The sequence below is a fragment of the Pseudomonas sp. FIP_A4 genome, assembly GCF_036701605.1.
GTDB lineage: Bacteria > Pseudomonadota > Gammaproteobacteria > Pseudomonadales > Pseudomonadaceae > Stutzerimonas > Stutzerimonas phenolilytica.
This window is the reverse complement of record NZ_JAYDXP010000121.1, coordinates 356,619-367,844: the sequence shown is the minus strand read 5'-3', so window position 1 is coordinate 367,844 and position 11,226 is coordinate 356,619. Positions and strand designations below refer to the sequence as shown.

Genomic DNA, 11,226 nt, shown 5'->3' with positions numbered 1-11,226 from the left:
CGATGGATCATCGTGAGTCGATAATCGCGCTGCGACAGTTCCTTTCCACCCAGATCCTCGGGCAGGACCGCCTGATCGAGCGCCTGCTGATCGCCCTGCTCGCCGATGGCCATATGCTGGTCGAGGGCGCCCCCGGCCTGGCCAAGACCCGCGCGATCAAGGAGCTGGCCGAAGGCCTGGAAGCCGAGTTCCACCGTATCCAGTTCACCCCCGACCTGCTCCCGGCGGACATCACCGGCACCGAGATCTACCGCCCGGAAACCGGCAGTTTCGTCTTTCAGCAGGGGCCGATCTTCCACAACCTGGTGCTGGCCGACGAAATCAACCGCGCGCCGGCCAAGGTGCAGTCGGCGCTGCTCGAGGCGATGGCCGAGCGCCAGGTCAGCATCGGCCGCAGCACCTACGACCTGCCGCCGCTGTTTCTGGTCATGGCCACGCAGAACCCCATCGAGCAGGAAGGCACCTACCCGCTGCCCGAGGCGCAGCTCGACCGCTTCCTGCTGCACGTCAAGATCGGCTTTCCCGACGCCTCGGTGGAGCGCCGCATCCTGCAGCAGGCGCGCGGCGAGGCCATCAATGGCGAAACCGCGCCGGAGCACCGCGTCAGCCAGCAGGCGATCTTCGCCGCGCGCAAGGAAATCCTCGGGCTGTACATGGCCGACGCGGTGGAGGAGTACCTGGTGCAGCTGATCATGGCCACGCGTACCCCGGCCAAGTACGACGCCGAGCTGGCCGAATGGATCGCCTACGGCGCCAGCCCGCGCGGCTCGATCTCGCTCGACCGTTGCGCGCGGGCGCATGCCTGGCTGGCCGGGCGCGATTTCGTCAGCCCGGAAGACATCCAGGCCATGCTCTTCGATGTGTTGCGCCACCGCCTGATCCTCTCGTTCGAGGCCGAAGCCGCCGGCATCGACCAGGACCGCGTGCTGCAACGCATCCTCGACGTGGTCGCGGTCGCCTGAAATGCACCCGGCCGCGCAGCCCTCCGCGCCGCCGGCCGAAACCGGCGTGCGCACCAGCCTGAAAGCACTTATCGACCTGCGCCATCGCGTGCGCGAGGTGCCGCTGTTTTCCACGCCGCATCGGCGCAGCCCGTTGGTCGGCCTGCATCACTCCAAGCTGCGCGGACGCGGCGTGGACTTCGATCAGGTGCGCGTCTACCAGGCCGGCGACGACGTGCGCACCATCGACTGGCGCGTCACCGCGCGCACCCAGGAGCCCCACACCAAGCTGTTCCATGAGGAGCGCGAGCGGCCCATCTACCTGCTGGTCGAACAGAGCCGCCGGCTGTTCTTCGGTAGCGCGCGGGTGTTCAAGTCGGTGCTTGCCGCCGAGGCCGCCAGCCTGATCGGCTGGGCCGCGCTGCTGCACAACGACCGGGTTGGCGGGCTGGTGTTCGGTAACGCCGAGCACCACGAGATCAAACCGCGGCGCAACAAGCAGAGCCTACTGCAACTGCTCGACCGCCTGGCCCGCGCCAACGGCCGGCTCGACAGCGATACGCCTATCGAAGCGGATGCCTTCGGCCTGGCCCTGCGCCGCGCGCGGGAGGTGCTGCGTCCGGGCAGCCTGGCGGTGATCCTGTGCGACGAACGCACCCTGACCGACACCGCCGAGCAGCAGCTCAGCCTGCTGGCGCGGCACGTCGATCTGCTGCTGCTGCCGGTCTTCGATCCGCTCGACCACGCCCTCCCCGCGGCCGGCCTGCTGCGCTTCGCCGAGCGCGGCGCGCGGCTGGAGCTGGACACCCACGACGCCACGCTGCGCCAGACCTACCGCCAGCTGGGCGAGGCGCGCAGCGCTCGCTGGCAGCGCCTGGCCGACCGCCTGCGCGTACCGCTGATGCCGCTCGACACGCAGCGCGACCCGGTCGAACAACTGCGCGAACACCTCAGCGTGCAGCACGCCGGGGCACACGCATGAACCCGCTCGATCAACTCGCACCGCCGATCCTGCCAGCCGCGATTTCCTGGTGGCCGCCGGCACCGGGCTGGTGGCTGCTGGCGCTGCTGTTGATCGGCACTTTTGCCGGTCTGTGGCACCAGCGCTACCGTCTGCTGCAGCGGGTGCGCCCGCGCCGCGCACCCGCCGAAGCGCCGCTGGACCCGCAACGCCAGGCCGCCCTGCTCGAACTGGCCAAGCTCATCAAGCCGTACGGCGGGCAGCCCGCCAGCCACTGGCTGCAGCAGCTAAACGCCCTGCTCAAGCGGCTGTGCCGCACGCGCTACCCGGACAACCACCCACATACGCTCAGCGGCCGCGCCTGGCTGGCGTTTCTCGACAGCCGCTGCCCGGCCGCCGGCCTGACCCGCTGGATGGTGCTGGTCGAAGGCTCCTACCGCGCCGAATGCCGGCTCGACGACAAGGCCATCGACGGGCTGGAGCAGGCCGTCGAAATCTGGATTCGCAAGCATGTTTGAGCTGGCCTGGCCGTGGATGCTGCTGCTGTTGCCGCTGCCCTGGCTGCTGCGCTGGCTGCTGCCCGCGGCCGACAGCGGCGAAGCGGCGCTCAAGGTGAGTTTTCTCGCCGAGCTGGAAACCCTGTCCGGCCGCCGCGCGCGCGTTGCGCTGCCGGCATGGCGTCAGCAGCTGCCCTACCTGACGATCTGGCTGCTGCTGCTGTTCGCCGCCGCCCGCCCGCAATGGCTTGGTGAGCCGCTGCCGCTGCCCACCAGCGGGCGCGACCTGCTGCTGGCGGTGGACGTTTCCGGCTCGATGGATTACCCCGACATGCAATGGCAGGACGAGCAAATCAGCCGTCTGGAGCTGGTCAAGCTGCTGCTCGGCGATTTCATTGAGGACCGCCACGGCGATCGCGTCGGGCTGATCCTGTTCGGCAGCAAGGCCTACCTGCAATCGCCGCTGACCTTCGACCGGCGCACCGTGCGCACCTGGCTGGACGACGCGGTGGTCGGCATCGCCGGCAGCAACACCGCCATCGGCGACGCCATCGGCCTGGCCGTCAAGCGCCTGCGCGAGCGCCCCGCACACAGCCGGGTGCTGGTGCTGATCACCGATGGCGCCAACAACGGCGGCGAGGTCGCACCATTGATAGCTGCACAGCTGGCTGCCGACGAGCAGGTGAAGATCCACACCATCGGCATCGGAGCCGACGCCGAGGAAGGCGGAGTGCTCAGTCGCTTCGGTTTCAATCCCGGACTGGAGCTGGACGAGGCGACCCTGCAGGCGATCGCCGAGCGCACCGGTGGTCGCTATTTCCGTGCGCGTTCGAGCGCCGAGCTGCAAGCCATCGGCGATACCCTCGATCGTCTCGAACCGGCCGCGCAGCAGCCGGCCCGCGCCCGCATCGCCCAGCCGCTGTATGCCTGGCCGCTCAGCGCAGCGCTGCTGATCAGCCTGCTGCTGGTCGCCGCCGATCTCTGGCAGGCGCCGCTGCAACGCCTCGCCGCAGCGCTGGAGCGACGTCGATGAGCGCGTTCTGGCCGCATCTGCTGCGGCCCTTCTGGCTGCTGATCGTACCGCTGCTGATCTGGCTGCTGTGGCGGCTCTGGCACCGCCAGCGGCAGATCGGCCGCTGGCAGCGCCTGCTTCCCGAGGCGTTCCACGCCGCGCTGCTGACCCGCGGCCGCCTGCGCAACAGCCGCCTGCCGTGGGTCGCCCTGGGGCTGGCCTGGCTGCTGGCCTGCCTCGCCCTGCTCGGGCCGAGCTGGCAGCGCCTGGAGCAGCCCAGCCTGAAACGCGCCGATCCCTGGGTGGTGCTGCTCGAAACGACGCCCGCCATGCTCGCCGCCGACAGCCCGCCGTCGCGCCTGGAACAGGCCAAGCGCAAGTTGCTCGACCTGATCGAGAGCCGTCCGGATGCGCAGACCGCCGTGGTCGTCTATGCCGGCAGCGCGCATACGCTGGTGCCGCTGTCCGACGACCTCGCCACCACCGCCAACCTGCTCAACGTGCTGAGCCCCGCACTGATGCCAGAGCCCGGGCGGCGCGCCGATCTTGCCGTGGCGCAAGGCCTGGCGCTGCTCGAACAGGGGGCCCACGGCCGCGGCCGGCTGCTGCTGATGACCAGTGCGATCGACGATGCAGCACAGCAACACATCGCCGAACTGCTGGGCGGGCGCGGCGAGCGCCTGGCGATCCTCGGCATCGGCAGCGAACAGGGCGCGCCGATCGCCGGCGAGGACGGCAGCTTCCTCAAGGACGAACACGGCGCCATTCTCATCCCGCGCCTGGACAACGCCGGCCTGCGCCGTTTCGCCGCCGAACTGGGCGGCCGCTACCAGCAGGCACGCCTGGACGACGCCGACCTGCGCAACCTCGGCCTGCTGGAGGCCAGCGGCGGCGTGCTCAAGCAGGACGAAACCACCCGCCTGGACGCCTGGCTCGACCAGGGCTACTGGCTGCTGCTGCCGCTGCTGCTGCTCGCCGCCTGTGCCGGACGCCGCGGCTGGCTGTTCTGCCTGCCGCTCCTGCTGCTGCAACCGCAGCCGGCCCGCGCGCTGGAGTTCGCCGACCTCTGGCTGCGCCCGGATCAGCAGGGCCAGCGCCTGCTGCAGGCGCAGCGACCGGACGAGGCCGCCAAACGCTTCGACGACCCGCGCTGGCAGGGCATCGCGCTCTACCGTGCCGGCGACTACGCGGCAGCCGCCGAACGCTTCGCCACCGGCGACAGCGCCAGCGACCACTACAACCGCGGCAACGCGCTGGCACGCAGCGAGCAACTGGAGGCCGCCCTCGAAGCCTACGAACAGGCGCTGGAGCGGCAACCCGACCTGGCGCCAGCACAGCGCAACAAGGCGCTGGTCGAAGAACTGTTGCGCCAGCGCCAGCAGGAGTCAGCACCCGAGCAGCCGCAAACCGGCGAGCAACCCGGTGCCACATCACCGCCGCCGCCCACCTCACAGACCAGCCCCACCACGCCGGACACCACACAGCCGGCAACGCCGCCGCCCAACGCCGAACCGGGCGCCAGCGAAGCGCCCGCCAACGCGTCGCAGGCCAGCGAACCGCCGCCAGCCGAGGCGGATACCGAGGACCCCGCAACGCCGCTCGAAGACCTGCCAGCCCGCGAGCGCCAGCAGGCGATGGAGCAGTGGCTACGGCAGATTCCGGACGATCCGGGCGAGCTGCTGCGCCGCAAATTCCTTTACGAACAACGCAAGCGCCAGGAACTGAATCGATGATCCGCCTGATGGCCTTTGTACTGCTCGCTCTCCTGGCTGTCCCGAGCCACTCCGCGGACCTGCATGCCAGTGTCGATCGCACGCAGCTGAGCCTCGATGAAACCCTCGAACTGACCCTCGAGGTGCGTAACGCCACGGTCTTCGGCAAGCCCGACTTGCAGCCGCTGGACGAGCTGTTCGAGGTCTTCGATACCCGCCAGCTCAACAGCCTGTCCAACGTCCAGGGCGAAACCCGCTCGACCACCCGCTGGCTCACCACCCTGCGCCCCCGGCGCAGCGGCCAGCTGGTCATCCCGCCGCTGCAGCTGGGCGAGCTGCGCAGCGAGCCGATCACGCTGCTGGTAAAGGATTCGGGCAACACGGATGACGGCGACCAGCTGGCACCGATCTTCATCGACGCCAGCCTCGACCGCGACAGCGTCTACGTTCAGGCGCAGGTGATCCTCACCCTGCGTATCTTCCACTCCGTGTCGCTGTACGACGACAGCAACCTGTCACCCTTGCAGATGCAGAACGCGCGGGTGGAGCGCCTCGGCGAGCCACGCACCTACGAGAAGACCATCAACGGCCTGCGCCACGGCGTGATCGAGATCCGCTATGCGCTGTTCCCGCAGCAAAGCGGCGATCTGCTGATTCCCAGCCAGCTGTTCAGCGCCACCACCGTCGCCAGCGGCAGTTCGCTGCTCGGCCCGCGTCCGGGCAAGGCCACGCAGGTCAAGTCGCCGAGCATCCCGCTGCACGTCAAGCCCAGGCCCGCCAGCTATCCGGCTGACGCCCCCTGGCTGCCGGCCACCCGAGTAACCCTGGTGGAAGCCTGGAGCCCGGAGCCGGATCAGGCCATGCATGGCGAAGCCCTGACCCGCAGCCTGCTGCTCAAGGCCGAAGGCCTGTCCGGCGCGCAGCTGCCATCCATCGGCACCGCGCGTATCGCCGGCCTGCGCCGCTATCCGGACCAGCCCAACCTAGCCGACGAAGTGGACAGCAACGGCCTGATCGGCAGCCGCGAGGAACGCGAGGCGCTGGTGCCGACCGGCAGCGGCGAGCTGCAGCTGCCGGCCATCGAAGTGGTCTGGTGGAATACCCTCGAGGACCGCCTCGAACGCACCGTGCTTGCCGCGCGCACCCTGCAGGTGGCGCCCAACGCCAACCTCGACCAGCCACCGCTGGAACCGCTGCCGGCCGGCTCGCCCACCCGTCCGCGCGCGCTGCTGTGGCCGTGGCAGCTGAGTACCGCGCTGTTCGCGCTCACCACCGCACTCGGCTTCGCGTTGTGGTGGCGTGCGCGGCGCCAACCGGCCGTGCGCACCCTGCAGCCCGGCCCCACCCCCCGCAGCCTGCTGGATGATCTGCGCCGGGCCTGCCAGGCCAACGACACCCAGGCCACCCGCCAGGCGCTGGACGCCTGGGCGCGCCAGCAACCGGAAACCCTCGCCGACATGGCGGCGCGCTTCGTGCCGCTGTCCGATGCGCTCGACGGACTCAACGGCGCCTTGTACAGCGAAACCGGCCAACGCTGGCAAGGCGACGCGCTCTGGCAGGCGATCCAGACCCTGCCGCCGGCGCAGACACCCGCCGCCGAGCAGGAACCCGGCGTGCTGCCACCCTTGTACCCGCGCTGACCCCACCGCCGTGTGCCCGACCGCAGCGGTCCTGGCATATCGCTTGCTACGGAGCTGATCGAAGCCGGTGCGAACTGCGTGCCGGCCCGCACCAACAAGGTCGCCCGCATGCCCGCAACGCCCCGCTCACCAAGCCATGACGTCCTCGCCTGGGTTGCCGGAAGCGATGCTCCGGAGAAAAGCAGCATCAACCTCGGCTTCATGGCACTGACCGATGCCGCCTCGCTGATCGTCGCCGCCACTCAGGGATTCGCCCAGCCGTTCGGGCTGACGCTCAACCTGCGCCGCCAGCATTCCTGGGCCGGCCTGCGCGACAAACTGCTCGACGGCGAGCTGGATGCCGCCCACGGGCTCTATGGGCTGATCTACGCCGTGCATCTGGGCATCGGCGGCAGCGCGCCGGTGGACATGGCCGTGCTCATGGGGCTGGCGCAAAACGGCCAGAGCATCAGCCTGTCGATGCCGCTCAAGGAAGCCGGCGTGACCGATGCCGAAGCGCTGCACCGCTGCGTGCGCCAAAGCGGTGCACGCCTGACCTTCGCCCAGACCTTTCCCACCGGCACCCACGCGTTGTGGCTGTATTACTGGCTCGCCGCCCACGGCATCCATCCGTTGCGCGACGTGCGCACCCTGGTGGTTCCGCCGGCACAGATGGTGGGCTACCTGCGTCACGGTCGCATCGACGGTTTCTGTGCGGGTGAACCCTGGGGCGCACAGGCCGTGGCGGAACAGACCGGTTTCACCCTCGCAACCAGCCAGTCGATCTGGCCGGATCACCCGGAAAAGGTCCTCGGCTGCACCCGTGCGTTCGTCGAGCAATACCCCAATACCGCCCGTGCGCTGATCATGGCGGTGCTCGCCGCCAGCCGTTTCATCGAGCGCAACGACGAGAACCGCCGCAGCACCGCGCAACTGATCGCCGCCCGCGACTACGTCGACGCACCGCTGACGGCCATCGCGCCGCGCTTTCTCGGGCATTACTGCGACGGCCTCGGCAACGCCTGGCAGGACGCTCATCCGCTGCGTTTCTTCGCCGACGGCGCAGTGAATATGCCATTCCATTCCGACGGCGTCTGGTTCATGACCCAGCTGCGCCGCTGGGGCCTGTTGCGGCATGACCCGGACTACCACGCCGTGGCCCGAGCCGTGCAGCAGACCGCGCTGTATCGGGACGCCGCCGGTGCGTTGGGTGTTGCCGTTCCTGCTGCGTCGAATCGCAGTAGCCTGCTGCTGGGCGACAGCCATTGGGACGGCAGCGACCCGGCCGCCTACGCCCGCAGCTTCGACCTGCATGCGCTGGCCGACGATGCCTCGGGAGGTAAACGCTGATGCAGAGCGAAGCGCTGCGCATCCTACTGGTCGACGATACGCCGAAGAAGGTCGGACGCCTGCGCAGCGCGCTGGTCGACGCCGGCTTCGAGGTCATCGACGCCTGCAGCTCGATCATCGACCTGCCCGAACGCGTCGAGACCGTGCGCCCGGACGTGGTGCTGATCGATACCGACTCCCCCGGCCGCGACGTGATGGAACAGGTCGTGCTGGTCAGCCGCGATCGCCCGCGGCCGATCGTGCTGTTCACCGATGACGACGACCCAAATGCCATGCGCCAGGCCATCGGTGCCGGGGTCAGCGCCTATATCGTCGAGGGCATCCACGCGCGGCGACTGAAGCCAATTCTCGACGTGGCGATGGCGCGCTTCGAGAGTGACCAGGCGCTGCGCGCCCAGCTGCATGCCCGCGATCAGCAGCTTGCCGAGCGCAAGCGCATCGAGCTGGCCAAGGGCATGCTGATGAAGATGCGCGAATGCAACGAGGACGAGGCCTACACGCTGATGCGGCGCCAGGCCATGAGCCGGCAGCAGAAGCTGATCCAGGTGGCCGAACAGATCATCGCGATGAACGAACTGCTCGGTCACTGAGCGGCAGGCGGTGGGCTCACGCGCCGGCGTCGAGCGCTTGCCCGGCGAACAGTCGCTCGACATCCGTGCGCAGGCAGAGCTGGGTGCCCGGACGCATCACTGTCGCTGCGCCGGCCGCCGCGCCGAAACGCACCGCCGCACCTAGCTCATAGCCTTGCGCCAGGGCGTGCACGATAGCACCCAGCATGCTGTCGCCGGCACCTACCGCGCTGACCACCGGCACCGCCGGTGAAGGCAGGCGTTCGAGCCGGTCGCCACAGGTGAACAGCGCGCCCTGCGCCCCCAGCGACAGCACGATGATCTCGGCAGCGCCACGCTGGATCAGCTCACGCAGCGCCGCCGCCTGCGCCGTCTCGCTTTCCAGCGGCCGACCCATGAGACCGGCGAGTTCGTTCAGGCTCGGCTTGATCAGGTAAGCGCCACCGCGCCGCGCGGCGTAGGCCAGCGGCTCGCCGGACAGGTCGATCACCAGCCGCGCGCCGATCTGCCGCGCCAGCGCCAGCAGTTCATCGAAGAACGCCGGCTCGATGCCAGGCGTGAAGCTGCCGCTGACCACCAGATAGCCCGGCGCCGGATGCAGCCCGCGCAACGCGGCCAGGCAGCCCAGGCGCTCCTGCTCGCCGAGCACTGGGCCGGGCAGCACGAAGCGGTACTGCAGCCCGGTTTCCTGCTCGTCGACGGTGAAGCTCTCGCGGGTGTCGCCGGCGATCGCCACCGGCAGATGCGCCAGACCGATGTCGTCCAGCGCGCGGCGCAACAGATCGCCGAACGGGCCGCCGGCGGGATAGACGGCCAGCGAGTCGCCCCCGAGGATGCGCACCACCCGCGCCACGTTGATGCCGCCGCCACCGGGGTCGTGACGCGGATGCGCGCAGCGCAGCTTCTCGGTGGGCAGCACCCGTGCCGTGCTGACAGCCAGGTCCATCGCCGGGTTGAGGGTCAGCGTGGCGATACGCGTCATCGTTCACTCCTTGCGATTGCAGTCGCCTGACGATAAGCCTACCAGCAGCCCGGCGCCGTGCGTCAGCGCCCCGATTTGCACCCAGCATGCGCCATAAGCGCGCATCGGCAGCATAAACCGGCCACCAGCGTTGCCCGCACGCCGCACCACAGCACGCTCCAGCGCCTGGCACGCTTTCTGCTCAACGCTCTGTAACGGTAACCAACGGCGGCTACCGATCCCCGACAAAGGCGTCGCATCACCCTGTTCCGGCAGGTGTGCTGCGGCGCCTTTGTCGTTTCCGTCCCGCTGCCGGGGCCACGAAGCAACCGCCTCATGCGCGACGGCAGCGCCGCCGCGCCTTCCGAACTGGAGCCGAACGATGAACACGAGTTTCTGGAAAGCCGGCCATGCGCCGACCCTGTTTGCCGCCTTCCTCTACTTCGACCTGAGCTTCATGGTCTGGTACGTGCTGGGCCCGCTCGGCGTGCAGATCGCCGCGGACTTGGGCCTGACCACCCAGCAACGCGCCTTCATGGTCGCCACACCGATTCTTTCCGGCGCGGTGCTGCGCCTGATGCTCGGCATGCTGGCCGACCGCACCTCGCCCAAAAGCGCCGGGCTGCTGGGCCAGGTCGTGGTGATCGGCGCGCTGCTGGTGGCCTGGCTGCATGGCATCCGCAGTTATGAACAGGCGCTGCTGCTCGGCCTGTTCCTCGGCATGGCTGGCGCGTCGTTTGCCGTGGCGCTACCGCTGGCCTCGCAGTGGTATCCGGCCGAGCATCAGGGCAAGGCGATGGGCATCGCCGGCGCGGGCAACTCGGGCACCGTGCTGGCGGCGCTGTTCGCGCCGGTGCTGGCTTCGATGTTCGGCTGGAATAACGTGTTCGGCCTGGCGCTGATCCCGCTGGTACTGACGCTCGGCATCTTCGCCAGCGTGGCGAAGAATGCGCCTAACCGACCCAAGCCGAAATCTGTCGCCGATTACCTGAAGGCTCTGGGTGACCGCGACAGCTGGTGGTTCATGTTCTTCTACAGCGTGACCTTTGGCGGCTTCCTCGGCCTGGCCAGCACCCTGCCCGGCTACTTCTACGACCAGTACGCCTTCGATCCGGTCAAGGCCGGCTACTACACCGCCGCCTGCGTGTTCGCCGGCAGCCTGCTGCGCCCACTCGGTGGCGCGCTGGCCGACCGCATCGGTGGCATCCGCGCGCTGCTGGTGATGTACACGGTGGCATCGATCTGCATTGCCGCGGTGGGTTTCAACCTGCCGAGCGCCTCGGCTGCGCTGGCGCTGTTCGTGGTTGCCATGCTCAGCCTGGGGGCCGGCAACGGTGCGGTGTTCCAGCTGGTGCCGCAGCGTTTTCACAAGGAGATCGGCGTGATGACCGGGCTGGTCGGCATGGCTGGCGGTATCGGTGGCTTCCTGCTCACCGCCGGGCTCGGCGCGATCAAGCAGTTCACCGGCGATTACCAGCTCGGCCTGTGGCTGTTCGCCAGCCTCGGCGTGGTGGCCTGGTTCGGCCTGCAGGGCGTCAAGCGCCGCTGGCGCACCACCTGGGGCTCGGCGGCCGTAACCGCCGCGCGGATCTAGCGCAGTCGGA

At 69.2% G+C, this 11,226-nt stretch carries 10 protein-coding genes; 9 read left to right on the top strand and 1 reads right to left on the bottom strand.

Going from position 1 to position 11,226, the window contains the following annotated elements; all coding sequences use genetic code 11:
• The first annotated feature begins 2 nt into the window (after nt 1-2).
• From U8L64_RS09085 to U8L64_RS09050, 8 genes are all read left to right on the top strand, one after another.
• Nucleotides 3-962, top strand: a complete 960-nt coding sequence (locus tag U8L64_RS09085) for an AAA family ATPase (protein ID WP_003289560.1) — start codon at nt 3-5, stop codon at nt 960-962.
• A 1-nt stretch (nt 963) separates the two neighbouring features.
• Nucleotides 964-1,923, top strand: a complete 960-nt coding sequence (locus tag U8L64_RS09080; RefSeq protein ID WP_008570136.1) for a DUF58 domain-containing protein — start codon at nt 964-966, stop codon at nt 1,921-1,923.
• On the top strand, nt 1,920-2,420 hold the full coding sequence (locus tag U8L64_RS09075; RefSeq protein ID WP_213663627.1) for a DUF4381 domain-containing protein: 501 nt from the start codon (nt 1,920-1,922) through the stop codon (nt 2,418-2,420). Before U8L64_RS09080 ends, U8L64_RS09075 begins: the two co-directional genes overlap by 4 nt.
• The gene (locus tag U8L64_RS09070; RefSeq protein WP_333396348.1) at nt 2,413-3,432 is read left to right on the top strand and encodes a vWA domain-containing protein; all 1,020 of its coding nucleotides are present in this window, start codon (nt 2,413-2,415) and stop codon (nt 3,430-3,432) included. The genes U8L64_RS09075 and U8L64_RS09070 overlap by 8 nt, the downstream gene beginning before the upstream one ends.
• Nucleotides 3,429-5,144, top strand: a complete 1,716-nt coding sequence (locus U8L64_RS09065; RefSeq protein ID WP_333396346.1) for a VWA domain-containing protein — start codon at nt 3,429-3,431, stop codon at nt 5,142-5,144. The genes U8L64_RS09070 and U8L64_RS09065 overlap by 4 nt, the downstream gene beginning before the upstream one ends.
• Complete coding sequence (locus U8L64_RS09060) at nt 5,141-6,763, top strand: BatD family protein (RefSeq protein ID WP_333396343.1); 1,623 nt, start codon at nt 5,141-5,143, stop codon at nt 6,761-6,763. The genes U8L64_RS09065 and U8L64_RS09060 overlap by 4 nt, the downstream gene beginning before the upstream one ends.
• A 108-nt stretch (nt 6,764-6,871) precedes the next feature.
• Entirely contained in the window at nt 6,872-8,092 is a 1,221-nt protein-coding gene (locus U8L64_RS09055; protein ID WP_043297413.1) for a CmpA/NrtA family ABC transporter substrate-binding protein, read from the top strand.
• A complete protein-coding gene (locus tag U8L64_RS09050) occupies nt 8,092-8,682 on the top strand; it encodes an ANTAR domain-containing response regulator (RefSeq protein WP_333396316.1) in 591 nt (196 codons plus the stop codon). Before U8L64_RS09055 ends, U8L64_RS09050 begins: the two co-directional genes overlap by 1 nt.
• 16 nt (nt 8,683-8,698) lie before the next feature.
• Here the strand turns inward: U8L64_RS09050 and U8L64_RS09045 are convergent, their stop codons facing one another.
• Complete coding sequence (locus tag U8L64_RS09045; RefSeq protein WP_333396313.1) at nt 8,699-9,643, bottom strand: 1-phosphofructokinase family hexose kinase; 945 nt, start codon at nt 9,641-9,643, stop codon at nt 8,699-8,701.
• A 361-nt stretch (nt 9,644-10,004) separates the two neighbouring features.
• Between U8L64_RS09045 and U8L64_RS09040 the strand changes: the two genes are divergently transcribed.
• On the top strand, nt 10,005-11,216 hold the full coding sequence (locus U8L64_RS09040; protein WP_333396311.1) for an MFS transporter: 1,212 nt from the start codon (nt 10,005-10,007) through the stop codon (nt 11,214-11,216).
• Nucleotides 11,217-11,226 lie beyond the last annotated feature (10 nt).